24 protein-coding genes are annotated in these 25385 nt (G+C 73.5%); 11 read left to right on the forward strand and 13 right to left on the reverse strand.

Features of this window, described 5'->3' with window-relative positions; translation table 11 throughout:
- Positions 1-107: 107 nt before the first annotated feature.
- Together greA and HNR12_RS20080 are read right to left on the reverse strand one after the other, a co-directional pair.
- Positions 108-608 (reverse strand): transcription elongation factor GreA, encoded by a 501-nt coding sequence (gene greA / locus HNR12_RS20075; protein ID WP_179769046.1) that lies wholly within the window; start codon positions 606-608, stop codon positions 108-110.
- A 172-nt stretch (positions 609-780) separates the two neighbouring features.
- Positions 781-1188 (reverse strand): DUF4307 domain-containing protein, encoded by a 408-nt coding sequence (locus HNR12_RS20080; RefSeq protein ID WP_179769047.1) that lies wholly within the window; start codon positions 1186-1188, stop codon positions 781-783.
- A 178-nt stretch (positions 1189-1366) separates the two neighbouring features.
- Between HNR12_RS20080 and mca the strand changes: the two genes are divergently transcribed.
- The 3 genes from mca (at position 1367) to HNR12_RS20095 (ending at position 4547) form a co-directional block, all read left to right on the forward strand.
- Positions 1367-2245 (forward strand): mycothiol conjugate amidase Mca, encoded by an 879-nt coding sequence (gene mca, locus HNR12_RS20085; protein WP_179769048.1) that lies wholly within the window; start codon positions 1367-1369, stop codon positions 2243-2245.
- 5 nt (positions 2246-2250) lie between these two features.
- Positions 2251-2463, forward strand: a complete 213-nt coding sequence (locus HNR12_RS20090; protein ID WP_179769049.1) for a hypothetical protein — start codon at positions 2251-2253, stop codon at positions 2461-2463.
- A gap of 89 nt (positions 2464-2552) precedes the next feature.
- Entirely contained in the window at positions 2553-4547 is a 1995-nt protein-coding gene (locus HNR12_RS20095) for a thioredoxin domain-containing protein (RefSeq protein WP_179769050.1), read from the forward strand.
- 70 nt (positions 4548-4617) lie between these two features.
- Here HNR12_RS20095 and HNR12_RS20100 read toward each other — a convergent pair whose 3' ends face one another.
- On the reverse strand, positions 4618-5985 hold the full coding sequence (locus HNR12_RS20100; protein ID WP_179769051.1) for a serine/threonine-protein kinase: 1368 nt from the start codon (positions 5983-5985) through the stop codon (positions 4618-4620).
- 188 nt (positions 5986-6173) lie between these two features.
- Here HNR12_RS20100 and HNR12_RS20105 point away from each other — a divergent pair, with 188 nt between their 5' ends.
- From HNR12_RS20105 to HNR12_RS20115, 3 genes are all read left to right on the forward strand, one after another.
- Positions 6174-6761 (forward strand): RNA polymerase sigma factor, encoded by a 588-nt coding sequence (locus HNR12_RS20105; RefSeq protein WP_179769052.1) that lies wholly within the window; start codon positions 6174-6176, stop codon positions 6759-6761.
- Positions 6762-6894: 133 nt separating this feature from the next.
- Positions 6895-7656, forward strand: coding sequence for an isoprenyl transferase (locus HNR12_RS20110; RefSeq protein ID WP_179769053.1), 762 nt, complete (start codon positions 6895-6897; stop codon positions 7654-7656).
- A 413-nt stretch (positions 7657-8069) separates the two neighbouring features.
- Entirely contained in the window at positions 8070-9347 is a 1278-nt protein-coding gene (locus tag HNR12_RS20115) for a PhoH family protein (RefSeq protein ID WP_179770753.1), read from the forward strand.
- Between the two features lie 82 nt (positions 9348-9429).
- Here the strand turns inward: HNR12_RS20115 and HNR12_RS20120 are convergent.
- The 4 genes from HNR12_RS20120 to HNR12_RS20135 form a co-directional block, all read right to left on the reverse strand.
- A protein-coding gene (locus HNR12_RS20120; RefSeq protein WP_372451163.1) for an IS5 family transposase occupies positions 9430-10304 on the reverse strand; the annotation gives its coding sequence in 2 pieces (ribosomal slippage) (positions 9430-9954 and positions 9957-10304; 873 coding nt in all).
- 56 nt (positions 10305-10360) lie between these two features.
- Positions 10361-10579, reverse strand: coding sequence for a hypothetical protein (locus HNR12_RS20125; RefSeq protein WP_179769054.1), 219 nt, complete (start codon positions 10577-10579; stop codon positions 10361-10363).
- A gap of 106 nt (positions 10580-10685) precedes the next feature.
- Positions 10686-12260 carry an alkaline phosphatase D family protein gene (locus tag HNR12_RS20130; protein ID WP_179769055.1) on the reverse strand — a complete coding sequence of 525 codons (1575 nt, stop codon included), beginning with the start codon at positions 12258-12260 and terminating at the stop codon, positions 10686-10688.
- 112 nt (positions 12261-12372) lie between these two features.
- Positions 12373-12861, reverse strand: coding sequence for a hypothetical protein (locus tag HNR12_RS20135; RefSeq protein ID WP_179769056.1), 489 nt, complete (start codon positions 12859-12861; stop codon positions 12373-12375).
- A gap of 419 nt (positions 12862-13280) precedes the next feature.
- On the opposite strand from HNR12_RS20135, the gene HNR12_RS20140 reads away from it, so the two are divergent.
- Positions 13281-13931 carry an aggregation-promoting factor C-terminal-like domain-containing protein gene (locus HNR12_RS20140; RefSeq protein ID WP_179769057.1) on the forward strand — a complete coding sequence of 217 codons (651 nt, stop codon included), beginning with the start codon at positions 13281-13283 and terminating at the stop codon, positions 13929-13931.
- 83 nt (positions 13932-14014) lie between these two features.
- On the opposite strand, the gene HNR12_RS20145 is transcribed toward HNR12_RS20140, so the two are convergent.
- The 3 genes from HNR12_RS20145 to HNR12_RS20155 form a co-directional block, all read right to left on the reverse strand.
- Complete coding sequence (locus HNR12_RS20145; protein ID WP_179769058.1) at positions 14015-15754, reverse strand: serine/threonine-protein kinase; 1740 nt, start codon at positions 15752-15754, stop codon at positions 14015-14017.
- Between the two features lie 154 nt (positions 15755-15908).
- Positions 15909-17297: a class II fumarate hydratase gene (locus tag HNR12_RS20150; RefSeq protein WP_179769059.1), complete on the reverse strand. Its 1389-nt coding sequence runs from the start codon at positions 17295-17297 to the stop codon at positions 15909-15911.
- Positions 17298-17441: 144 nt separating this feature from the next.
- On the reverse strand, positions 17442-18038 hold the full coding sequence (locus tag HNR12_RS20155; RefSeq protein ID WP_308118390.1) for a DUF1707 SHOCT-like domain-containing protein: 597 nt from the start codon (positions 18036-18038) through the stop codon (positions 17442-17444).
- 297 nt (positions 18039-18335) lie between these two features.
- Here HNR12_RS20155 and HNR12_RS20160 point away from each other — a divergent pair, with 297 nt between their 5' ends.
- Both HNR12_RS20160 and HNR12_RS20165 read left to right on the forward strand, forming a co-directional pair.
- Positions 18336-19220, forward strand: coding sequence for an ABC transporter ATP-binding protein (locus HNR12_RS20160; RefSeq protein ID WP_308118391.1), 885 nt, complete (start codon positions 18336-18338; stop codon positions 19218-19220).
- Positions 19217-20035, forward strand: coding sequence for an ABC transporter permease (locus HNR12_RS20165; RefSeq protein WP_179769061.1), 819 nt, complete (start codon positions 19217-19219; stop codon positions 20033-20035). Before HNR12_RS20160 ends, HNR12_RS20165 begins: the two co-directional genes overlap by 4 nt.
- Positions 20036-20089: 54 nt before the next feature.
- Here HNR12_RS20165 and HNR12_RS20170 read toward each other — a convergent pair whose 3' ends face one another.
- Both HNR12_RS20170 and glpX read right to left on the reverse strand, forming a co-directional pair.
- Positions 20090-21682 carry a DUF3352 domain-containing protein gene (locus HNR12_RS20170; RefSeq protein WP_179769062.1) on the reverse strand — a complete coding sequence of 531 codons (1593 nt, stop codon included), beginning with the start codon at positions 21680-21682 and terminating at the stop codon, positions 20090-20092.
- Positions 21683-21777: 95 nt separating this feature from the next.
- Positions 21778-22809, reverse strand: a complete 1032-nt coding sequence (glpX, locus tag HNR12_RS20175) for a class II fructose-bisphosphatase (RefSeq protein ID WP_179769063.1) — start codon at positions 22807-22809, stop codon at positions 21778-21780.
- Positions 22810-22944: 135 nt separating this feature from the next.
- Between glpX and HNR12_RS20180 the strand changes: the two genes are divergently transcribed.
- Positions 22945-23565, forward strand: coding sequence for a TetR/AcrR family transcriptional regulator (locus tag HNR12_RS20180; RefSeq protein WP_179769064.1), 621 nt, complete (start codon positions 22945-22947; stop codon positions 23563-23565).
- 170 nt (positions 23566-23735) lie between these two features.
- A complete protein-coding gene (locus HNR12_RS20185; RefSeq protein ID WP_179769065.1) occupies positions 23736-24173 on the forward strand; it encodes a hypothetical protein in 438 nt (145 codons plus the stop codon).
- Between the two features lie 123 nt (positions 24174-24296).
- On the opposite strand, the gene HNR12_RS20190 is transcribed toward HNR12_RS20185, so the two are convergent.
- Entirely contained in the window at positions 24297-25265 is a 969-nt protein-coding gene (locus HNR12_RS20190) for a 4-hydroxy-3-methylbut-2-enyl diphosphate reductase (protein ID WP_179769066.1), read from the reverse strand.
- Positions 25266-25385: the final 120 nt, after the last annotated feature.

The raw sequence follows: 25385 nt of genomic DNA on the forward strand, positions 1-25385 counted from the left end.
CGGGCACCCCGCCGCGAACCGGAGAGGGCGCGTGCGGGGCGGTGGGGCGGCGCAACGCGGAAGGGGCGGCCGGTGGCCGCCCCTTCCGCGTGTGCGCGAGGCCGGGGCTATGCCGACCCGTAGGGCACGGCGTCGATGATCTCGACGGAGAGGCTGCGTCCGTTCGGCAGCGTGTAGCTGGCGGTCTCGCCGATCTTCTTGCCGTTGATCGCGCTGCCCAGCGGCGACTTGGGGGAGTAGACGTCGATCGGCGCCCCGCTCTCCTCGCGGGAGGCGAGCAGGAAGGTGACCTCCTCGTCGTCGCCCTCGAACTTGATCGTGACGGTCATGCCGGGGCTGACCACGCCCGTCTGCTGCGGGGCGCCGCCCACCCGCGCGTTGCGCAGGATGGTCTGGAGTTGGGCGATGCGCGCCTCGATCTTGCCCTGCTCCTCCTTGGCGGCGTGGTAGCCGCCGTTCTCGCGGAGGTCGCCCTCTTCGCGTGCGGCCTCGATCTTGTCGGCGATCTCGATGCGACCCGTGCCCGTCAGGTGCTCCAGCTCCGCTTTGAGCCGGTCATACGCCTCCTGGGTGAGCCAGGTGACGTTGTCATCGCGGGTCTCGGTCACGGGAACTCCTTGGTACGTCTAGGACTAGCGGCCGGATCGGCCGTAGCTGAACTTACGAGATTATCACCGGGCCACTGGTACGGCCGGGTGATAAGCGCTGGTCCGCGCCGTGCGGACGGCGGGCCGTGGCTGGGGACGGGCCAAAGACTCGGGGCGCTCCGGGTCGGTCGACTTACCTTGTCGAACCTTGTTCCCTGCAGGAGCCCACTTCTACCGCCGAAGCCTCACGAATCGTGTCGACGGTCGCGGTGACGTCGCGGATACCGGACTCCACCTCGACGGTCCGCTGCCCCACCTCGACGTGGCGGGAGTCGCGCGCGGTGATGACGCACTCGGCCGGGGAGCCGCTGTTGACCTGGAAGGTGACCGACGCCTCGTCGGAGGAGTCGACGCTCCAGGCGACCACCTGCACCGAGACCCCGCCGGACCCGCCGTAGCTCATGAGCGCCAGGCCCCAGCCGATGGTGAACACCACGGCCGCCGCGATGCCGACGACGAAGAAGACAGGCGTGTTCCCCAGGCGTCGCTGCGCCCCGGGCGCGGTGGCGCCGGGCGCGCGGTCGGCGGGGCTGTCGGGCATCGGGAATCTCCGAACGTGGGGTCTACGTTGTCTAAGATTAGCCCCGTCCCGGGCCGCCCCTGATCCACCCCCGTCCCGCATGTCACGGGCCGGCGGCGAGGGACGATTCGCGCCAGGGCGGGCGCCTTCCACGCCCGTACTTTCGTGTTCAGCGACTACCCAAAAGGGGACCTGTCCGTTGTCCGAGCGCTTGCGGCTGATGGCCGTTCATGCCCACCCCGACGACGAGTCCAGCAAAGGCGCGGCCACCATGGTCCGCTACGTCAACGAGGGCGCCGAGGTCCTTGTTGTCACGCTGACCGGCGGCGAGGCCGGGTCCATCCTCAACCCCGCCATGGACCGGCCCGAAATCCGCGACAACATCGCCGAGGTCCGCCGCCAGGAGATGGCCGCGGCCCGCGAGATCCTCGGCGTCCAGCAGGAGTTCAGCGGGTTCGTCGACTCCGGCCTGCCCGAGGGCGACCCCCCGCCCCCGCTGCCCGAGGGGTGCTTCGCGGTGCAGCCCCTGGAGGTGGCCTCCGAGCCGCTCGTGCGCTCGGTCCGCGCCTTCCGCCCGCACGTGATGCTCACCTACGACGAGCAGGGCGGCTACCCCCACCCCGACCACATCATGACCCACAAGGTGTCGGTCGAGGCGTTCGAGGCCGCCGGCGACCCCGACCGCTACCCCGGCACCGGCGACCCCTGGCAGCCCTCCAAGCTCTACTACCACGTGTCGTTCCCCCGGGAGCGGTTCGAGCGGATCAGCGAGCTGATCGAGCGGCGCGGCCTGGAGAACCCCTACGCCGAGTGGCTGGAACGCATGAAGGACCGCGACTTCCCGCAGTGGGAGATCACCACGCGGATCAAGTGCGACGAGTACTTCGAGGTGCGCGACCGCGCGCTGATCGCCCACGCCACCCAGATCGACCCCAACGGGTTCTGGTTCGCGGTGCCGATGGACATCCAGCGCGAGGCGTGGCCGTATGAGGACTACCACCTCGCCCGCTCGCTGGTCGACACCGACCTGCCTGAGGACGACCTCTTCGCGGGCATCCGCGAGACGGTGGCAACATGAACACCATGACAGCGATCTCGCAGCTCGCCGAGGCCGACCTCGCCACCGACACCATCACCCCCGGTGTGCTCGGCTTCCTGGCCGTGTTCTTCGTGGGCGCCTGCCTCTACTTCCTCATGCGGTCGATGCGCAACCGCCTGGCGGCGGTGCGCTTCGACGAGGACGCCCCCGCCGGCACCGCCCCCGCCGCCGCCGACGACCCCGCCCGGCGGTCCTAGCGGGCCGCCCGCGCCCGGCCATCCGCGCGGCCGGGCGCCCGGGCGGCCCCGGGTGGTAGCGCCCGCGCCCGTGTGGGCAGAGTGGGGGTATGGCCAACCGTCTCGCCGAAGCGACAAGTCCCTACCTGCTCCAGCACGCGGGCAACCCCGTCGACTGGTACCCGTGGGGCGACGCCGCGTTCGCCGAGGCCCGGCGCCGCGACGTGCCGGTCCTGCTCTCGGTGGGCTACGCGGCCTGCCACTGGTGCCACGTGATGGCGCACGAGTCCTTCGAGGACCCCGCCACCGCGCGCATGATGAACGCGGGATTCGTCAACGTCAAGGTCGACCGCGAGGAGCGGCCCGACGTCGACGCGGTGTACATGGAGGCCACCCAGGCCATGACCGGCCAGGGCGGCTGGCCCATGACCGTGTTCCTCACCCCGGACGGCGCGCCCTTCTACTGCGGCACCTACTTCCCCCGCGAGCACTTCCAGCGGCTGCTGCAGGGCGTGGCCCGCGCCTGGGACGAGGAGCGCGGCGGCGTGCTGGAGCAGGGCCGCCGCGTGGTCGAGGCGCTGAGCGGCCCCCGCACGCTGGGCCGGGGCCGCGCGCCCGGCGCCGACGCGCTGGACGCCGCCGTCGAGGCGCTGGCCGCCGACTTCGACCCCGCGCACGGCGGGTTCGGGGGTGCGCCCAAGTTCCCGCCGTCCATGCTGCTGTCCTTCCTGCTGGCCAACCACGCCCGCACCGGCCGCGACCGCCCGCTGGCCATGGCCGCGCGCACCGCCGAGGCCATGGCCCGCGGCGGCATCTACGACCAGCTCGGCGGCGGGTTCGCCCGCTACTCCGTCGACGCCCGGTGGGTGGTCCCGCACTTCGAGAAGATGCTCTACGACAACGCCCTGCTGCTGCGCGCCTACACGCGGCTGTGGCGCACCACCGGCGACCCGCTGGCCCGCCGCGTGGCGCTGGAGACCGCCGAGTGGATGATCGCCGACCTGGGCACCGACGAGGGCGGGTTCGCATCGGCGCTGGACGCCGACAGCGAGGGCGAGGAGGGCCGCTACTACGTGTGGACCCCCGCCGAGCTGCGCGAGGCGCTGGGCGAGGACGACGCCGCCTGGGCGGCCGCGCTCTTCGGGGTCACCGACGAGGGCACCTTCGAGCACGGGTTCTCCGTACTGCGCCTGCCGGCCGACCCCGACGACCCCGACCGCTACACGCGGGTGCGCGCCGCGCTGCTGGCCGCGCGCGCCCGCCGGGTGCGGCCCGCCCGCGACGACAAGGTGGTGGCGGCCTGGAACGGGCTGGCCGTGGCGGGACTGGCCGAGGCCGGGGCGCTGCTGGACCGGCCCGACCTGGTGGCGCGCGCCGAGGCCGCCGCCGACCTCGTGGCCCGCGTGCACCTGCGCGACGGCCGCCTGGTCCGCACCTCCCGCGACGGCAGCCCCGGCACCAGCGCCGGGGTCCTGGAGGACTACGCCGACCTCGCCGAGGGGCTGCTGGCGCTGCACGCGGTCACCGGCGACCCCGCGCGGCTGGAGCTGGCCGGCCGGCTGCTGGACACCGTGCTCGACCGCTTCGCCGACGACGAGGGCGGCTTCTACGACACCGCCGACGACAGCGAGGCGCTGTTCAACCGCCCGCAGGACCCCACCGACGGCGCGACCCCCTCCGGCCGGTTCGCGGCCGCGGGCGCGCTGCTCACCTACGCGGGCCTGACCGGCTCCGAGCGCCACCGCCGGGCCGCCGACGAGGCCCTGGCCCCGGCCGACCCGCTGGCGCGCAAGGCGCCGCGCGCCGCCGGGTGGGGCATGGCCGTGGCCGAGACCCTGCTCAGCGGGCCGCTGGAGATCGCCGTGGTCGGCCCCGCCGACGACCCCGCGACCGCCGAACTGCACCGCACCGCGCTGATGGCGGCCCCGCTGGGCACCGCCGTCACCCTGGGCGACGGCGCCCGGGACCGGGGCGTGCCGCTGCTGGCGGGCCGCCCGCTGGTCGCCGGGCGGCCAGCCGCCTACGTCTGCCAGGGCTTCGCCTGCCGGCTGCCGGTCACCACGGCGGGCGACCTGCGCGAGCAGATCGCCGTGGGACGCGCCTGAGCCGCGCCCTCCCGCGGGGGCGGGGGCCGGCGGGCCGCCGGGAAGGTGCTGAGAGGGTGCTGACGGGCCGCTAGCCGGCCAGCTGCGTCGCGGCGATCATCCGGTTCACGACGTCGGGCCGGTCGTCGGGCTGGCGGATCTCCAGGTAGAGGGTGGTGTCGCGGCGGGTGCTGGTGAGCGCGGCCACGGTCAGCGCGCCCCCGCCCGCGCAGCGCGGCCACCGCCACAGCTCCCCGGACCAGTCGGGGTCGTCGAACGCGCGCCGGTGCACGCGGCCCGAGCACGGCGCGGCGCCCAGCAGGGCCTCCAGCCGCCGGCCGCCCCCCGGCAGCAGGGCCGCGAACACCCCGGAGACCGGCGTGCCGCGCTCCTCCCAGGCGTCCAGGTCGGTGGCCACCAGCACGCCCGAGGCGGCCGTGCCCTCCGTGCCCGCCGCCCGCCGGTCGGTGTGGAACTGCCGCGCCCACGCCTCGGGCACGGCCAGGTGCAGCCCTCCGACGGCGTAGCGCACCTCGGTCAGCGGCACGACGGGGGAGGCCGCTGCGGCCGTGGTGCCGGCGAACAGGAACAGCGCCGCCGCCGACAGCGAGGCCGCGCGCCGCCACAGCGGCCGGTGCCGGGTCCACCAGGGGATGTCGGCGTGCAGTTCGGGGGACATCCGGATGGCGCGGATGCGGTCGGTGAACGCCTTGGCGTCCGGAGGGCGGGAATTGCGGTCCTCGGCCAGCGCCGACATGATCAGGCTGTCCAGGGCGCGGGGGATCCCCGGGCGCAGCCGCCGGGGCGGCACCCGCACCGGCGGGGGCGGCGGGTGGCGGCCGGTGATCAGCTCGTAGGCCACGGCGCCCAGGGAGTAGACGTCGGCGCGCACGTCGAGGTCGCCGCCGGGGCCGTGCTGCTCGGGCGACATGTAGCCGGGGGTGCCCGCCGCCGCGGTGAACCCCGACGCGCCGTCGATGCTCTTGGCGAACCCGAGGTCGGCCACCAGCACGCGCTGGCCCACCGGCGAGGACTGCAGCAGCACGTTGGAGGGCTTGATGTCGCGGTGGATGGTGCCGTGGCGGTGGAGGACGGTGACGCCTTGGCCGATTTCGGTCAGCAGCCGCAGCGCCTCGTCCAGCGGCAGCGGCCCCTTGGCGATGAGGTCGGCCACACTGCCCTGGTCGGCGTAGGGCATGACGAAGTAGGGGCGGTCGTCGGGCAGCGTGCCGATGTCGTGGACCCGGATGAGCCAGGCGGAGTCGGCCTGGCGCAGGATCCGGGCCTCCTCCATGAAGCGATGGTGCACGTCAAGCTGGTGGGTCCAGTTCTCGGCGAGCACCTTGACCGCCACGGGGGTGTCGAGGCGGTCGTCGTGCGCGAGCCACACGGTCGCGAACGACCCCGAGCCCAGATGTCGAATGACGCGGTATCGACCGAAGCTCTCCGGTTGTGCCACAGGTACTGCCTTACCAGTGCCGTCTGTGCCAAACGTGGCCCGAACACTGTACAGAGGGCCGGAACGGGCCAGTTCGCGGTGACGTAGCCTACGCGCCGGAGGGGGATGTGACCCTCGGATGTGAACCCCATAGTGGGTGCTGGGCGTGTAACCCACGTCGACAGTCTCCAGACCAGGGAGCTTCAGCCGTGCCGAACAGTGAGAAGGCCCCGGGACCCCGCCGGCCTGCCGCGCGGATCGACGACCCCCTCGAAGAACTGGCCCGGCGGGCGCGCGACGGCGACTCCGCGGCGCTCGACGAACTGCTGCGGCGGATCCAGCCCGAGGTGCTGCGCCGCTGCGCCCGCTTCCTGCCCTACCGGCAGGACGCCGAGGAGGCCTGCCAGGACGCCCTGCTGCGGGTCGCCCGAAATATCAGCGGATTCAAGGGCGATTCGCTCTTCACCACGTGGCTGTATACGGTTGTCTCGAACTCGGCGCGGCAGACGTACCGGTCGATGAAGCGGCGCTCCGCGGAGCTGCCCACCGAGGCCGACCGCATACCGCACCAGCGCGACCCCCGTACCACGAGCGTCATCGCCGGCTCCCGGATCGACCTGCTGGAAGCGCTCGACCAGCTCGAACGCGACCGCCCCAACCTGGTGGCCCCGCTGGTGCTGCGCGACCTCTGCCAGATGGACTACAAGGAGATCGCCGCCGAACTCGACCTCGCGCTGGGCACGGTGAAGTCCCGTATCCACGAGGGACGCAAGCATGTGCGGGCGTCACTCCAGTGACGAAACCGCGCGAACCGGCCTAGGCTGGAGGGGCCGGCGTGTCAGGCCCGGCGCCGCCGCGACGAGTCCAGTGCTGGCCGGCGGCGCGGCGAAGGGCCGCGCCGTCCCCGAACGCGGCGAAAGGTAGCGTCCCATGGGGCTCCGTGATCCCCTCTACTGGCTGTACGAGCGTCGGCTGGAGCGCGCGCTCGGCAGCTTCGAGATCCCCCGGCACGTCGGCGTCATCCTCGACGGCAACCGCAGGTGGGCCAAGATCAGCGGCCTGTCCAGCGCCAGGGAGGGGCACCAGGCCGGAGCCGAGAAGATCTTCGAGCTGCTCGGCTGGTGCAACGAGGTCGGGGTGCAGGTGGTCACCCTGTGGCTGCTGTCCACCGACAACCTCTCCCGGCCGCGCGAGGAGCTGGAGCCCCTGCTGCGCATCATCGAGGACACGGTGACCCGGCTGCGGCGCGAGGGCTGGAACGTCAACCCCATGGGCGCCCTCGACCTCCTGCCCGATTCCACCGCCCGTGTGATGAAAGAGGCGCATGCGGCGACATCCGGCAACTCCGGCCTGATTGTAAATGTTGCGGTCGGGTATGGAGGAAGGCGTGAGATCGCTGATGCGGTTCGGTCGCTCCTCCTCGCCGAGGCGGCCAAAGGCACCAGCATCGAGGAACTCGCCGAGCGCCTCGACCTGGAGCACATCGCCGAGCATCTCTACACGCGTGGCCAGCCCGATCCGGATCTCCTCATCCGCACCTCGGGCGAGCAGCGCCTCTCGGGGTTCCTGCTCTGGCAGAGCGCGCACTCGGAGTTCTACTTCTGCGAGGTCTTCTGGCCTGCCTTCCGCAAGGTGGACTTCCTGCGTGCGCTGCGAGCCTACGGCGCGCGCAACCGGCGGTTCGGCTCCTGAGCCGGCGCCGCCAGGCCGCACCGCTCCGTCCGCCGCCCGCGCCGCCCGTCGACCGGCGATAACCGGGGAAACCTCGCAAAAGCGGCAAATGCGGCGTAACGGAGTGTTCACATGCCGTGCGACCTGGGGGTCTTGCTCTTTCCAAGGAGCCGGGTACCGTCGGAGAGAGTGGACGGTGCGCATCCGTTCACGCGGGAGGCCCCGAACGCTTGAGGTCCTGGCACGTTGCGGAACTCATGGTGACGAGGGCCGGTCCCGGCCCTCGCGGGGCTGGTCCCGGTCCTTGGTATCCCGTGAGACAAGGGCGCCCGCGCGGCGCCCAAGGGGAGACACGAGTGGCTAGTTCCTCGACCGACCGCCGTGCCGACGACACTCCCGACTCCACCGGCCCCCGGGCCGGCCGGCGCACCTACGTGCTCGACACCAGCGTCCTCCTGGCCGACCCCGCGTCGATCAGCAGGTTCGCCGAGCACGCCGTGGTGCTGCCGATCGTGGTGATCACCGAGCTGGAGAGCAAGCGCCACCACCCCGAACTGGGCTACTTCGCCCGCGAGGCGCTGCGCCGGCTGGACGACCTCCGCGTGGAGCACGGCACCCTCGACGTCGAGCTCCCGGTCAACGACCAGGGCGGCACGCTGCGGGTGGAGCTGAACCACAGCGATCCGACCGTGCTTCCGGCGGGGTTCCGGCTGGGGGACAACGACACCCGGATCCTGACGGTGGCGTGCAACCTCCAGGCCGAGCTCGCCGACGAGGGCGGCGGCGTGGTCCTGGTCAGCAAGGACCTGCCGATGCGGATCAAGGCGTCGTCCATCGGGCTGCGCGCCGACGAGTACCGCGCCGAGCTGCCCGTGGAGCACGGGTGGACCGGCATGGCGGAGCTGGAGGTCCCCGCGCACGAGGTCGCGGCCCTGTTCGAGGACGGCACCGCCGAGGTCGAGGCCGCGCGCGACCTCCCCTGCCACACCGGCCTGGTCCTGGTCTCCGAACGCGGCAAGGCGCTGGGCCGGGTGCTCCCCGACAAGTCGGTGAAGGTCGTCAAGGGCGACCGCGACGTCTTCGGCCTGCACGGGCGCAGCGCCGAGCAGCGCATCGCGCTCGACCTGCTCACCGACCCCGACGTCGGCATCGTCTCACTCGGCGGGCGGGCCGGCACCGGCAAGTCCGCCCTGGCGCTGTGCGCGGGCCTGGACGCCGTGCTCGAACGCGGCCAGCACCGCAAGGTCATGGTGTTCCGGCCGCTGTACGCGGTGGGCGGCCAGGAACTCGGCTACCTGCCCGGCACCGAGAACGAGAAGATGTCGCCCTGGTCGCAGGCGGTGCACGACACCCTGTCGGCGGTCACCTCGCCCGAGGTCATCGAGGAGGTCGTCGACCGCGGCATGCTGGAGGTCCTGCCGCTGACCCACATCCGCGGCCGGTCGCTGCACGACGCGTTCGTCATCGTGGACGAGGCGCAGTCGCTGGAGCGCGGGGTCCTGCTCACCGTGCTCTCGCGGCTGGGCGAGAACTCCCGCGTGGTGCTCACCCACGACATCGCCCAGCGCGACAACCTGCGGGTGGGCCGCTACGACGGCGTGGTGGCGGTGGTCGAGAAGCTCAAGGGCCACCCGCTGTTCGCCCACATCACCCTGACGCGCTCGGAGCGCTCACCGATCGCGGCCCTGGTCACCGAGATGCTGGAGGGCTGACCGCCCGCCCCGCCCCTCCCGCGCCGCCCCGGCGCGGGAGGGGCGGGCTTGGGCGGGCCCGCCCGCGGGCGGCGGGCGGGCGCTAGGGCGTGTTTTGTGGGTCGTGGTTGAGCCAGAGCATCACGCTGACCAGCACGATCCCGGCCCGGTAGTGGGCGGCGAGCTTGTCGAAGCGTGTCGCGATCGCCCGGTAGTGCTTCAACCGGCCGATGCAGCGCTCGACCACGTTGCGCTGCCGGTAGAGCCCCCGGTCAAAGGCCGGCGGCCGCCCGCCCCGACCGCCGCGCGCCGCGCGGTTGGCCTTCTGGTCGGCCCGCTCGGGGATCGTGCACCTGATCCTGCGCCGGCGCAGAAGCCGCCGCAGAGCCCGCAGGGAGTAGGCCTTGTCGGCGATCAGCCCGTCGGGGCGGGTGCGGGGGCGCCCCCGCCCGCTGCGGGGCACCCTGATCGCGGCCAGCAGCAGGGGGGCCATGGTGCAGTCGTTGACGTTGCCCGGGCTGAGCAGGAGGGCCAGGGGCAGGCCCCGCCCGTCGGCGGCCAGGTGGATCTTGGTGGTCAGCCCGCCCCGCGAGCGTCCCAGGGCTTGTGCGGCCTTTGTCTGGGCCGAGGTCCCTTTTTTCGGGCGCCGGCGGCGTGGGCGTGGGCGCGCACGGCGGTGGAGTCGATGCTGACCTGCCAGTGGATGCGGCCCACGGCGTCCTGGCGTGTCTGGACGTGGGACCAGATCGCGTCGAAGGTGCCGTCGGCGGCCCAGCGGCGGTAGCGGCCGTAGACGCTTTGCCAGGGGCCGTAGCGTTGGGGCAGGTCGCGCCAGGGGCATCCGGTGGCGAGTTTGTAGAGCATGCCGTTGAGCATGGTGCGGTGGTCGGCCCAGCGGCCGCCGCGTCCGCGGTTTGCGGGCAGCAGCGGGGCGATCTGCTCCCAGGCGGTGTCGGTGATCTCGTGTCGTCGAACCACGCTATGAGGAGTATCAGTGCCTCGCTGCTGCCCGCAGCCATTCCACAAAACACGCCCTAGCCCAGCGGCGTGTGCCGGTGCTCCTTCCCGGTGCCCACGCACATGCGGCACTCCTCGGTGATCCGCTCCCAGACGATCATTCCGTCGCTGTCGGTGACCGGGCGCTCCGGCGACCAGCGGCCGGTGCCCGCGCAGAATCGGCAGACGAGGTCGGCGCGCCCGCACCACGGGCAGTCGGTGAGCGCGCAGCACTCCCGAGTCGGTGTGGTGTCCATCAAGCCCCCTCCGGAAACCGGGGGTAGCCTCCCACACCCGCTGTGAGCGAGTCTAGGCCGCGCGCGGCCCGCCGGCGCCCGGGCGCCGGCGGGCCGCACCCCGACCTCAGCGGCCGCGCTCGGGGGTCAGCGTGGTGGACCACAGCCCGTCGCCGTTGGCGTCGCGCAGCGTGACGGTGAACTCCTTGCTCTCGCGGTCGATCTCGACCTCGCCGAAGTGCTGGTAGCCCTCCATGGGCGAGGTGTTGGCGCGCGGCGGGGCGTGCACGAAGACCGCCTCGGGGCCGAACGTGGGGTCCAGTTCGCTGGGGCCGAACGCGCCGGCGTGCAGCGGGCCCGACACGAACTCCCAGAACGGGGTGAACTCCTTGGCGGAGGCCCGCTCGGGCGAGTAGTGGTGGGCCGCGGTGTAGTGCACGTCGGCGGTCAGCCACACGACGTCGCGCACGCCGGCGCGGTGCAGCCGGTGCAGGACCCGCTCGATCTCGGACTCGCGGCCGCGCGGGCGGCCCGGCTCGCCGTTGGCCACGGCCTCGATGGCGTCGCCGTCGGGCACGATGAGGCCGATGGGCATGTCGGAGGCCACCACCTTCCAGGTGGCGGTGGAGCGCGTCAGTTCGCGCACCAGCCAGTCGGCCTGGCGCCGGCCCAGGATGTCCTCGTAGCGGGCCGTGCCGGGGGAGTTGGGGTCGCGGTAGGGCCGCATGTCGATGACGAACACGTCGAGGTCGGGGCCGTAGGAGATCCGGCGGTAGATGCGGCCGTCGACGGCCTCGGAGGGGACGATGGGCTGCCACTCGTGGAACGCCCGGTGCGCGCGCCGCGCCAGGACGTCGACCTCGCGCACGGTGTAGCGGTCGTCCGCCAGCACCTCGCCGGGATACCAGTTGTTGGTGACCTCGTGGTCGTCCCACTGCACAATCTGGGGCACCCGCGCGGAGAACTCCCGCAGGGTGTCGTCGAGCAGGTTGTAGGCGTACTGGCCGCGGAACTCCGCCAGCGTCTCGGCGACCTTGGACTTGGCCTCGGTCACCAGGTTGCGCCACACGCGGCCGTCGGGCAGCGTGACCGACTCCTGGAGCGGGCCGTCGGCGTAGCAGGTGTCGCCGCTGTGCAGGAAGAAGTCCGGCTCGCGGTCGGCCATGGCGGCAAAGATCGGCATGCCGCCCAGGTCGGGGTTGACGCCCCAGCCCTGCCCGGCGACGTCGCCCGACCAGGTGAAGCGGATGGCGCCGCCGCCTCCGGCGGTGCGGAAAGAGCCCTCGACCACGCGGCTCTCGGCGCGGTCGGACTCCGCGCGCACCCGCACGTAGGTGCGCCGGCCCGGCCGCAGCCCGGTGATGCGCACCCGGCCGGTGCCGTCGTTGTCGGGCAGCAGGTGCGGGCCGCGCACGACGCGGGAGTCCTTGAAGTCGGGGCGGTGGCTGACCTCGACCACCATCCGCGAGGGGCGGTCGGCCCGGGTCCAGACGACGGCGCCGTCGGGGCGGGGGTCGCCGAGTTGGATGCCGTGGGTCAGTTCGGGGCGGTTGCGGCCCTGGGCCAGGGCGGGGGCGCCGGGCAGGCCGGCCAGGGCTGCGGCGCCCAGTCCGGCGGCGCCGTAGCGCAGCACCGAGCGCCGCGCGGGCCGGGGGAGGCGGCCGGGCGGGGTGGCGGGGACCGGGGGCGGGACGGCGGGCACGGGGGCCTCCTGCGGGGGTGGGGACGTCGGCTGGCTCGCCCAGTGGTTCTATCGCACGCGGCGTGCCGGGAGCCGAACCGCGGATTAACGCTCACCGACACCGCGGCCCTGCTCACCCCTGCTCATCGCCTGCTGGCGGGGCCGGCGCGGCGGATCTCGGCGCGCCGGGGCGCTCAGCGGGGTGCGGGCTCGGTGCGGCGCAGGGGGCAGTCGGCCTCGGGGTCCCAGGCGTTGGGCGAGCAGCACACGGCGGCCACGACGGCCCACTCCCCGCCAGCAGCCGGTAGCTCCACGAGACGTCCCGGCCGGCCGCGAGGTCGCGCGCGGCGGCGGTGCGGCGCTCCTCGCCGGGGGCCCAGTAGGGCTCGGCCTCGACCAGGCGCGGCGCGAACCCCGCGTAGCGCTCGGCCATCCAGTCGACGGCCTCCTTGGGGTCGGCCCAGGTGCCGCGGACCAGGGCGGCGGGCTTGCGCAGCCACCAGCAGACCTTGATCGGCGGGGCCGAGGAGGTGCGGAAGCGGGGGCTGTCGATGTGGCCGTGGGCCTGCTCGCGCGACCGGGCGGCCTCGGAGTCGCGCCACAGGTAGCCGTGGTAGTGCATGACCGAACGATGCCATGCCGAGGGGGCCGGGGCCAGTGCGCACGGACCGTGTCCGCCGTGCCGCGCCGGCGACCGGGGGGCGGCTGCGCGAAGCCCAGGTGAGAGCGCCGGTATGGAACGTTGGGCTATGTCCGGTTTTGCGGTAACAGTCGGTAATGTGAAACAGCTCACTCGCCAAAACGAGTTACCCACTCGTGATCATGCGGCAAGGTGGTTCCCGTTGTGTAAGGAGCCTTGGGGCGCGCGTGACGCATCCTTTGCCCCCGGCGTCCGCGTACCGGCCCTTCGCAGGCGAGCCCGGCCGGCGGTTCTCGTGAACCCGCACCTCGCCTTCCCCCGACCCAATCAGCCGCGCCCCAGGGCAATTCAGGTCGATCGCGCACGCGCCGCCGGATGCGCGACTGACGAAAGGGCAGTTCTTGCTACTCAACCGGATCTCGCTGCGCGTCGCCGCCGGTGTCGGCTCGGCGGCGGTGGTCGCCGGCGCGGCCTTCACGCTGACGGCCTTCGCCGACCAGACCGGCCCCGAGGACACCGCCACGGCCGTGGTCCCCGACGCGGCAGGCTCCCCCGACTTCTTCGCCGGCGCCCAGGAGCTCTCCGAATCCGAGCTGCAGCAGCAGCGCGACCAGGTGCGCGACCAGATCGAGCAGGTCGGCGGCACGGTCAGCGGGACGGCGACCACGGAGGAGGAGCAGAAGGAGGAGGAGGAGCCCGAGCCCGAGGAGGACGGCGGCTCCTCCGGCGGCGGCGGAACCACCGCCCCCGCCGGCGACCCCAAGGCCATCGCCCAGGGCATGCTCGCCGACTACGGCTGGGGCGCCGACCAGTTCTCCTGCCTGGAGCCCCTCTGGGAGAAGGAGAGCGGCTGGGACCACACCGCGCAGAACCCCAGCTCGGGGGCCTACGGCATCCCGCAGGCGCTGCCCGGCAACAAGATGGCCACCGCCGGCGCCGACTGGCAGACCAACCCGGCCACCCAGATCGAGTGGGGCCTGGGCTACATCCAGGACCGCTACGGCTCGCCGTGCGGCGCCTGGGAGCACTCGCAGGCCAACGGCTGGTACTAGCACGCACACGGCGGCGCCCGGACGCCCCGGCACCTTCGGACGCCCGGCGGGGACACCCGCCGGGCGTCCGCGCGTGCGGGGGGCTAACGGGGCGCGAAGGTCTCGACGGCCCGCTGGTAGACGTCCGCGTAGTCGTCCCGGTGGTCGGCGGGGACGTTGATGGTCACCGCGTAGGTCTCCTCGCCGACGGTCACCAAGTGGGTGGCGAAGTAGCGCCGCGGCGTGGGCCAGTCCTCGTGGCTGAACTCCGCCCGCCAGCGGGCGACGTCCCAGTCGGCGGGGAACCCGCCGCCCTCGACCTCGGTCATCTCCAGCGCCTGGTAGTCCGACACCTTGGGGTCCTCCTGGAACTCCCGGTGGTCGGCCTCGATCCAGCCGTAGCTGGTGTCGGGGTCGGAGGGGCCGTTGACCCAGCCGTCGACGTAGAGCAGGTGGTCGCCGTCGGGCTCGAAGCGCACGTAGGCGTCGTCGCGGACCGCGGTGTCGTCGACCGACCACTCGGCGGGGTAGTCCACGGTGTACCAGGACGACCGGAAGGTCTCGTAGCGGGTCCAGTCGCGCGTGACCAGTACCACCGCCACCACCAGCACCACCACCAGGATCAGCGCGCCGGCGACGATGAAGACCGGCACCCCGGCGCCGTCCCGCCGCCGGGCGTCGCGCAGGGTCGCGGGCCCCTGGCCGGAGTAGGTCGGCGGGGGCGGGGCGGGCGGGTGCGGCGGGGTGGCCGACCCGCCGTAGGGGCGGGGGGTGGTGGGGCCGAAGGGCGCCGCGTGCGGCCCGGAGGGGTGCGGGGTGTCGAACCCGCCGGGCGCCCCCGGACGCGGCGTGTGCGGCCCGGGGAACGGCGTGTGGGGGCCCGGCGGGGTGTGCGGCCCGGAGGGGTGGCCGCCGAGACGGCCGGTGCCGTCCGCCGGCGCGGCGCCGGCGGCCCACGCCCCGGTGCGCGGACCGGTGGCCGACCCGGCGGGGCCGGACGGTCCGGCCGCGCCGCGCCCCGCGCCCGGGCCGCGCAGCAGCTCCAGCGCGGCGTCGGCGGTGAGGCGGGCCGCGGGGTCGCGCTCCAGCAGCCCCGCCACCAGCGGCGCCAGCGGGCCGGCGACGGGCAGCGGCGGCAGCGGAGCCGACAGCACCGCCGCGATCGCGGCCGTGATGGAGTCGCGGCGGAAGGGCGACTCCCCGTTCAGCGCGGTGTAGAGGGTCACCCCCACGCTCCACAGGTCGGCGGCCGGGGTGGCCTGCTCGCTGCGCAGCCGCTCGGGCGACATGTACTCGGGGGAGCCGACGAGCGCGCCGGTGCGGGTGATGGAGGCGCCGCCCTCCATGGTCGCGATGCCGAAGTCGGTGAGCACCACCCGGTCGTGCTCGCCGATCATGACGTTGCCGGGCTTGATGTCGCGGTGCACCACGCCGTTGGCGTGGGCGGCCCGCACCGCCTCCAGCAGCGCCTCGGCGACGGTGGCCGCGCGCTCGGGCGGCAGCGGCCCGGTGCGGGCGATCTCCTCCTGGAGGGAGCGGCCGCGGATCAGCTCCATGACGACCCAGGGATGGCCCTCGAAGTCGAACACGTCGTGGATGGTGATGACCGAGGGGTGGGCCACCCGCGCCGCCGTCTGCGCCTCGCGGCGCACGCGCGCGTGGGCGTCGGCGCGTTCGGCGTCGGTGAGGTGCCCCGGGAGCAGGACCTCCTTGACGGCGACGGTGCGCTGCAGGCCGGTGTCGAGCGCCTGCCAGACCACGCCCATGCCGCCGCGGCCCAGTTCGCGCTGGAGGAGGTAGCGGCCGGCGACCGTGCGCGAGTCCTCGCCGCTGTCTAGTGCCATGGTGGCGCCTCTCCGGGGAAGGGGTACTCCAGCAGGGTACTCAGCGGGCGGCGCCGGGATCGAGCGCACGGCCGCGGCGGCCGCGTGTCCGCGGCAGCCGAAGGGGGCCGGTCGCCCGGCCCCCTTCCGCCTCAGCACCGCCCCGGAGCGGGGCTCACCGCGAGTTGGTCATCCGCAGGACGTCCAGGGCCTCGTCCAGCTGGGCCTCGGTGAGCTTGCCGTCGGCGACGTAGCCGCGCTCCAGCACCACCTCGCGGATGGTCTTGCGCTCGGCCAGCGACTGCTTGGCGACCTTGGCGGCCTCCTCGTAGCCGATGTAGCGGTTGAGCGGGGTGACGATGGAGGGCGAGGACTCCGCGTACTCGCGGCAGCGCTCCACGTTGGCCTCGATGCCGGCCACGCAGCGGTCGGCGAAGACCCGCGAGACGTTGGCCAGCAGCCGGATGGACTCCAGCACGTTGCGGGCGATCATCGGCAGCTGCACGTTCAGCTCGAAGTTGCCGGCCGAGCCGCCGAAGGCCACCGCGGCGTCGTTGCCGACCACCTGCGAGGAGACCTGGAGCATCGCCTCGCACAGCACGGGGTTGACCTTGCCCGGCATGATCGAGGAGCCCGGCTGGAGGTCGGGCAGCAGGATCTCGGTCAGGCCGGTGCGCGGGCCCGAGCCCATCCAGCGGATGTCGTTGGCGATCTTGACGAACCCCACCGCGATCGTGCGCAGCTGGCCCGACAGCTCCACCAGGCCGTCGCGGGCGCCCTGGGCCTCGAAGTGGTCGCGGGCCTCGGTCAGCGGCAGGCCGGTGGCCGAGGCGATCTCGGCGATGACCCGCTCGGCGAAGCCCGCCGGGGTGTTGATGCCCGTGCCCACGGCGGTGCCGCCCAGCGGCAGCTCGGCCACGCGCGGCAGGGTCGCCTCCAGCCGCTCCACGCCGTAGCGCACCTGCGCGGCGTAGCCGGCGAACTCCTGGCCCAGGGTCACCGGTGTGGCGTCCATGAGGTGGGTGCGCCCGCTCTTGACGACGGTGGCGAACTCCTCGGCCTTGGCCGACAGCGCGGCCTCCAGGTGCCGCAGCGCCGGGACCAGGTCGTTGACCAGCGCCGAGGTGGCGGCGATGTGGATCGACGACGGGTAGACGTCGTTGGAGGACTGCGAGGCGTTGACGTGGTCGTTGGGGTGGACCGGGGCGCCCAGCCGCTCACTGGCCAGGGTGGCGACGACCTCGTTGGTGTTCATGTTGCTGGACGTGCCCGACCCGGTCTGGAACACGTCGATGGGGAACTCGGCGTTCCACCGGCCCTCGGCGACCTCCAGGGCGGCCTCGCGGATGGCCTTGCCCAGGTCCTCCGGGATCACGCCCAACTCGGCGTTGACCTTGGCCGCCGCCGCCTTGATGTGGCCCAGGGCCGCGATGTTGGCGTGCTCGATGCCCTGGCCGGAGATCGGGAAGTTCTCCACGGCCCGCTGGGTCTGCGCGCGCCACTTGGCCTCGGCGGGGACCTTGACCTCGCCCATCGAGTCGTGCTCGATGCGGAATTCGCTCATTGCTGAAAGACACCTCCACAAGAACCTGAACCACAGACTGCCAGACCCGGCGAGCACCGCGGTCGGCAACCCCGGCCCCCGCCTGCGGGTTCGCCGGTCAGAGCGGGGGCGGGCCGGCGGCGGCCGCGCGCGGGGAGGCGCGGATCACTCCAGCGCGGCGCGGCGGCGCCGCCAGGACAGCCGGCCCCGCGGCCGGCGCGGCGGGCGCACCCGCACCGTGCCCAGCAGCGAGAAGCCGGTGATCTCCAGCACCGGGGCGCCGTCGCGGCGCGGCGGCCGCACCGCCGTGGTGCGCCGGCCCAGGACGGACCGGCCGCGCATCCGGACCTCGACCCCCTCGGGCACGGTGATCAGGACGCGGCCGAAGACGCACAGCACCGGCATGCGCACGTGCCCGCGCACCAGCAGGGCCTCGCGCATGTCGAGGTCGAGGGTGCCGCCGACCGCCGCGGCGGGCTCGGTGGGCCGCACCACCCAGCGGCCGGCGCGGCGCAGCGTGGTGAACAGCGCCATCAGCGGGCGCTCGTCCAACTGGAGGGGCTGGCGGTCGGGCGGCAGCAGGTCGGCCAGGGCCCCGGGCAGCTCGCCGAGGGTGCGCGCCCGGTACACCGCCTCGACGCGCTCCTCGAACTCCGCGAGGTCGAGGCGGCCGTCGGCCACGGCCGCGCGCAGCGCCTCGACCACGCGTTCGCGGTCGGCGTTGGAGGCGCGCAGGCGGGCGGGGGACGGGCCGTCGTTCACGCGCTCCACGGTAGCCGCTGGGCGCGCGGCGCACGGGCGCCGAGGGGCGCGGGAGGGGCCGGCGGAGCCGAGGGGGCGGCGCGCACGCGCGCGGCCGGGGCGGGGAGCGGGCGCGGACGGCGCGGCCGCGGCTGTCCACAGACATGGGAAAAGCGGTGGAGAATCCGCGGGCGGCGACCCTACGGTGAGCGCATGTCGCAATCCGGGCAGCAGAGTTCCGCCTCCACCGCACGCCGGCCGGCCGACCGCCGTCCGGCGCCCGACCCCTCCGCTCCGCCGGCCATCGTGCTGCGCGGCGTGGTCAAGCGCTTCGGCTCCTTCACCGCCGTCGACGGCCTGGACCTGGAGGTCCCCTCCGGCGTGGTGTTCGGCCTGCTGGGACCCAACGGCGCGGGCAAGAGCACCACCATGCGCATGCTCACCGCGCAGTGCCTGGCCACCTCCGGCGAGATCAGCGTGCTGGGCCACCCGGTCCCGCGCGCCTCCAAGCGCGCCCGCGCGGCCATGGGCGTGGTGCCCCAGCACGACAACCTCGACGAAGAGCTGACCGTCCAGGAGAACCTGGAGGTCTTCACCCACCTCTACCGCGTCCCGCGGAGCCTACGGGCGCAGGCCGTCGAACGCGCGCTGCGGCTGGCGCACCTGGTGGACCGCCGCCACGACCGCACCGACAAGCTCTCGGGCGGCATGCGGCGCCGCCTGCTCATCGCGCGCGGGCTGGTGCACCGGCCCCGGCTGGTGCTGCTCGACGAACCCACCGTGGGCCTGGACCCCCAGGTCCGCCAGGACCTGTGGGGCCTGATCACCGCCCTGCGGGCCGAGGGCGTCACGGTGCTGATGTCCACCCACTACATCGAGGAGGCCGAACGCCTGGCCGACGTCGTGGCGCTCGTGGCCAAGGGCCGCGTGGTCGCCCAGGGCGCGCCGGCCGACCTCATCGCCGCCCACGCCGGCCGCACCGTCGAGGAGTACCTGGTGCCGCCGCAGGCCGCCGGCGCCGACGGCCTCGAATCCCGGCTGCGCGCCGCCGGCCTGTCCGTGCGGCGCACCGGGCCCACGCTGTCGGTGCTGCGCGCGGGTGAGCTGCCCGACTCCCTGCGCGCCGAACTGGGCACCGGCATGGAGCGCGCCGGAAACCTCGAAGACGTGTTCGTCACCCTGACCGGGGAGCGTGTGGAATGACCCTCGACACCGACACCCGCGCGGCCGCGCCCGCGCCGCCCGGACCGCCGCGCCGGTTCGAGGTCGCCCCCATCGCCGGGGTGCTGGCGCGCGAGTGGGCGCTGTACCGCCGCAGCTGGCGGCCCACCACGTTCGCGGCGGTGGCCGAACCGGTCATCATGCTGCTGGCGTTCGGGGTGGGCCTGGGCTCCCTGATCGGGGCGATCGGCGGCTACGACTACATCGAGTTCCTGGGCACCGGCATCGTGGCCACCTCGGTGCTGTTCACCTCGATGTTCCCCGGACTGATCGACACCTTCGTGCGGCGGGTCTTCCAGCACACCTACGACGGCATGCTCGCCGCGCCCGTCGACGTCCGCGAACTCGTCACCGGCGAGGCCACCTGGATCGCGTGCAAGGCCGGCGTCTACGGCTGCGCGCCGCTGCTCGTGGCGATCGGGTTCGGGCTGCCGGCCTCGCCGGCCATGCTGCTGGTGCCGGTCATCGCGTTCGTGACCGGGTTCGGGTTCGCGCTGACCGGGGTGTGGCTGTCGGCGGTGGTGCCCTCGATCAAGACGATGGACTACATCATCTCCGGGGTGATCACGCCGCTGTACCTGATCGCGGGCACGTTCTTCCCGATCGACTCCCTGCCGGCCTGGGCGCAGGTCGTCGCGCGGATCAACCCGCTGTACCACTGCGTGGAGCTGGTGCGGGCCACGGCCTTCGGCATGGACCCGCTGCGCGACCTCGGCCACTTCGCGGCGCTGCTGGCGTTCGTGGCCCTGGTGTGGTTCCTGGCGGTCTGGCAGATGCGGCGGCGGCTCATCGACTGACCCGCCCCGCCCACGCGGTCGGCCGCCCCCGCCCGGGCGGCCGACCGCTCAGGCTCACTGCCCGCCGTTGGGGGCCCAGCGGGCCCGCATCGACATCGACTCCTGGGTGAACCCCACCGATCCGCCCAGCACGCCCCACTGCTCGGGCGCGTGCTCGCCGGCCTCGGCCATCAGCGGCTCCAGGTCGACGTACACCCCCATGTGGGCGTCCTCGGTGCCCTCCATGGCCTGCTGGTACAGCGGGTCCTCGCCCAGGCGGCCGGTGCCGGTGGAACCCGAGGTCACGACCACGGCAGAGCCGTCGTCGTTGACCCCCGGCGGGGCGTCGTAGGAGCCCGACCACAGCTGGGTTACGGCCTCCTCCAGCGCGGCGGAGTCGGCGCCCTCGGCGCGGTACTGGAACGACGGCGCCGAGCTGGTGCCGCCGAAGAAGTCGTCGACCGACCCGCCGAGGTCGGTGAACCCGAGCGCGGTCCGGGTGCCCAGCAGGCTGGTCATGCCCTCGGGCATGGTCAGGCCGAGGTCGGACATGGCGGACTCGAACTCGGCGAAGTCGTCGGGGGCGTCCTCGTAGCCCTGGGCCACCAGGGAGTCCAGGCCGGTGCCGCCCATGGCGAACACGGTGTCGTCGGGGAGGTTGCCCATGTGGTCCAGGCCGGGGTCGGGGATGTCGTAGTCGGCCATGGAGATCCCGTCGGCCGACACCTCGAAGGCGTCGCCGCGCAGCTCGACGTAGCCGCTGCGGATGGTCACCCCCATGGCCATGCGCCCGCTGACGTTCTCGTAGGCGTCCAGCGGCACGGCGGGCTCCTCGGGGTAGCCGAACTCGTCGTAGCCGCCGTAGGGGGAGGACTCGGTCTCGGCCATGGCCGTGGCCAGCGCGCCGAGGTCGGTCCAGGCCGAGGCGACGGGGTCGCCGCCGATGGCGTCCATGTCGCCGGTGTAGGTGGTGTTGTCGGCGAGCGTGCCCGAGGTGTCGACCTGGTGGTCCAGGTCGGCGAGGGTCTCGGGGGTGGGGGTGAGCAGCGCGAAGTCGTCGCGGACCTCGTAGTGCAGCTCGGTCTGGGAGGCCAGCTCGGTCAGCGCGGCCTCGGCGGCGGCGGCGTCCTCGCAGGCCAGGGCGATCGCCACGGCGGGGCCGGTGCCGTCGACGGCGGCGTTCTCGTTGGCGGGCCGCCACAGGGCCACGCCGAACCGCCGGCCGAGCCAGGGCTCGAAGTCGGCCTCGTAGGTCATGTCGACGCCCAGGCTCTCGATCATGCCGTCGACGACCTCCTGGGCGGGGTCGGCCTCGGGGTCGATCTCGTCGCGCACGGTGTCGGGCAGGCGCTGGGCGAACCGCGCGTAGTCGGCGAGCTGGCCGCCGTTGGGCTGGAGGTTCAGCTCGGCGAACACCATGGCCGACCCGGGCAGCACGGTGGCGGGGTCGGGGCCGACGAAGGCGTCGCGTACGACGGTGTTGGCCGCCCACACGGTGGTGGCCATGAGCACCACGCCCAGCCCGGCGGCGACCGGGACGAGCCAGAGGCGGCCGGCGCGGCGCGGGGGGCCGGGCGCCGGTGCGTAACCCGGACCCGCGGGGGGCGGCTGGTACTGGCCGCCCGGGGCTCCCCACTGGCCCTGGTTGGGGGGATCAGGGTAGGACATCGCACCTCCGTCGGATCACGCTTATCCGCTACGAAGGTATCAATGCGGCTTTGCCCGAATGCCCTGTTCCACAGGGCATTCGGGCGGTAGGGAGGCTACTGGGCCGCGGCGATGGCGCCGAAGTCGATCCCGCTGTAGCCGGAGAGCTTGGCCAGGCGGTGCTCGCTGCGGATCTGCCGCACGGTGCCGCTGCGGCCCCGCATGACCAGGGAGTCCGTGACCGCGCCGCCGGACATGTAGCGCACACCGCCCACCAGTTCGCCGTCGGTGATCCCGGTCGCGGCGAAGAACACGTCCTCCGAGGACACCAGGTCGTCGGTGGTCAGCACGCGGTCCAGGTCGTGCCCGGCGTCCAGGGCCCTGCGCCGCTCGGCGTCGTCGGTTGGCCACAACCGGCCTTGGATCACGCCGCCCAGGCACTTCATGGCGCACGCGGAGATGATGCCCTCGGGGGTGCCGCCGATGCCCAGCAGCAGGTCCACGCCGGTGTTGGGGCGGGCCGCCATGATGGCGCCGGCGACGTCGCCGTCGGTGATGAACTTGATGCGCGCCCCGGCCTCGCGCACCTGGCGCACGATGTCCTCGTGGCGCGGGCGGTCCAGGATGACGACGGTGACGTCCTGGGGCGTGGCGCCCTTGGCGCGGGCGACGGCGCGGATGTTGTCGGCGATCGGCGCGGTGATGTCCACGACGTCGGCGGCCTCCGGCCCGGTGGCCAGCTTCTCCATGTAGAACACCGCGGAGGGGTCGAACATGGAGTCGCGGGGCGCCACGGCCAGCACGGAGATGGCGTTGGGCATGCCCATGGCGGTCAGGCGGGTGCCGTCGATGGGGTCGACGGCGACGTCGCAGTCGGGGCCGGACCCGTCGCCCACGCGCTCGCCGTTGAACAGCATCGGCGCGTTGTCCTTCTCGCCCTCGCCGATCACCACGGTGCCGTTCATCGACACCGTGCTGATCATGTGCCGCATCCCGCGCACGGCCACGCCGTCGGCGCCGTTCTTGTCGCCGCGCCCCACCCAGCGCGCCGCTGCCAGCGCGGCGGCCTCGGTGACCCGGACGAGTTCCAGCGCCAGGTTGCGGTCGGGCGCGTCGGGGGAGCCCGGGGCGACGGTGGAATCGGTCATCGGTGAGCCTCTCCAAGCCGGGCGTGTCTCGCCCGCGGCGGTCGGTGATTTTGGGACAAGCGTAATCACCTGACGTAATGTCGACCTAGGCGGGCCGCTGGCGCGCCGGAGCGAAAGGGAACGGTAGGGCCGACGTTGACTGTCGAGAAGGTGTCCAAGCCGGTGCGGACCTCCCACCGGGGCGCGGCCACGCGCAGCGCCCTGCTCAAGGCCGCCGCGCACGTGTTCCGCACGGTGGGGTTCGCCCGCGCGGGCGTGAGCGAGGTCGTGGAGCAGGCCGGGGCGAGCGTCGGCAGCCTCTACCACCACTTCACCGGCAAGGCCGACCTGTACCACGCGCTGTACGAGGAGTTCCAGCAGCGCCAGCAGGACCGCACCCACCGCGCCGTCGCCGAGGCGCGCGCCCGGGGCGAGAACGACCCCACCCGGCTGATGTACACCGCCGCGCGCGCCTACCTCGAGGGGTGCATCGAGGAGCGCGAGACCACGCTGCTGTTCTTCAGCGGCGACGGCCCGCCCGGCTTCGACTCCAAGCTGCGCGAGCGGCTGCGCCAGTGGACCGACCGCAACGTCGCGCTGTTCCGCAAGGCCGACGAGCCCGTTGACGAGGCCCTGCTCATGGTGGTCAGCGGGGCCATGCTGCTGGCGGTCACCGAGGTCATCCGCCGCGACGACACCGAGGCGCGCCGACTGGCCGACGACATCACCGGCCTGCTGTCGCGGCTGGAGCCGCGCCGGCCCGCGGCCGAGGGCTGAGCCGCCGCAGCCGCCGCTACCGGCGGGTCGCGGAGTTCCCGATCACGGTGTGAGAAGGTGCGGGTGTTTTCCGCTGCCGAGCGGGCTGCGCGTCGCGAGACTGGGTATGCCGATAACCCGGCCAACAGCCACATTGCGTGAGCGAACCTTCAGCACGGAGTTGACTACAGATGCTCGGCGACATCATCGACTGGTTCAAGGGACCCTTCGGCGGCGCCGTGGAGTCCGCGGGGGACGGGTTCACCGCCGCCTCCGGCGGCCTCCACGAGGCGGCTGCGGGGACCGCGCAGGACTACACCGGCGCGGCCGAGGACGCGGCCAACGACGCGGGCGGCATGGCGGGTGAGTACCTCCAGGCGGCCGAGGGCAACGCCCAGGACGCGGCGGGCGTGGCCGGGGAGTTCGCGGGCGCGGCCGAGGGCGCCACGATGGACGCCGCGGGCCAGGCGCAGCAGTCGCTGCAGGAGGCCAGCGCCGGCGCGGCCGCCGACCTGCAGAACGCCCAGGCGCCGGTCGAGGAGTTCACCCAGGGCGTCCAGGACGCCGCGGCCGACCCCGGGGCGGCGGCGCAGGAGCAGGCCCAGCAGTACATCGAGCGCGAGCGCTGATTCGCCGGGGGCGCAGCCGCCCGCGCCCCGCGGACGCGCCCCGCCGCGGCCGAGGTGGTCGCGGCGGGGCGCGGCGCGTTCCGGCCGCCGACGGTGCCGGCGGCCGGGCGGATCATGCGGAGATCAGGCGGTGGCCTCGGCCCGGAGGTCGCGGCGCAGCTCCTTGGGCAGCGAGAAGGTCAGGCTTTCCTGGGCGGTCTCGACCTCGGTGACCTCGCCGTAGCCGTAGCCGGCGAGGCGGTCGAGCAGGTCCTGCACCAGGATGTCGGGCACGGAGGCGCCGCTGGTGACGCCCACGGTCTGGACGCCCTCCAGCCAGGACTCGTCCATGAGCGAGGCGTTGTCGATGAGGTGGGCGCTGTCGGCACCGGCCTCCAGGGCGACCTCGACCAGCCGCACGGAGTTGGAGGAGTTGTCCGAGCCCACCACGATGACCAGCTCGCACTCGGGCGCCATGGCCTTCACGGCGTCCTGGCGGTTGGAGGTGGCGTAGCAGATGTCGTCGCTGGGCGGGTCGAGCAGGTTGGGGAACCGCTTGCGCAGGGCGTCGACGGTGGCGTTGGTCTCATCGACCGACAGGGTGGTCTGCGACAGCCACGAGACGTTGTCGGGGTTGCGGACCTGGACCTTGTCGACCTCGTCGGGGCCGTCCACGATCTGGATGTGGTCGGGGGCCTCGCCGCTGGTGCCCTCGACCTCCTCGTGGCCGGTGTGGCCGATGAGGATGATGTCGCGGTCCTCGGCGGCGAAGCGCTTGGCCTCCTTGTGCACCTTGGTGACCAGGGGGCAGGTGGCGTCGATGGTCTTGAGCCGCCGGCGCTTGGCCTCCTCGTGCACCATCGGCGACACGCCGTGCGCGGAGAACACCACGATCGCGCCCTCGGGGACCTGGTCGGTCTCCTCGACGAAGATCGCGCCGCGCTTCTCCAACGTGGATACGACGTGCGTGTTGTGCACGATCTGCTTGCGCACGTAGATGGGGGCGCCGTACTGCTCCAGGGCCTTCTCGACCGTGACGACGGCGCGATCCACGCCGGCGCAGTAGCCGCGGGGCTTGGCGAGTAGGACACGGCGGCGGTTCGTCGCAGTCATACGCCCATCCTAAGGGCCATATCGGGGTGGACCCGGCGGGGAGCGAGCGGGGAGCGAGCAGGGGGCGCCGCGGGCCGGATGGGGCTTAGGTGACCTACCGATAACGGTCAGCGCTCGTTT

Origin of the sequence: Streptomonospora nanhaiensis (assembly GCF_013410565.1) — a bacterium.
GTDB classification, from domain to species: Bacteria; Actinomycetota; Actinomycetes; order Streptosporangiales; family Streptosporangiaceae; genus Streptomonospora; species Streptomonospora nanhaiensis.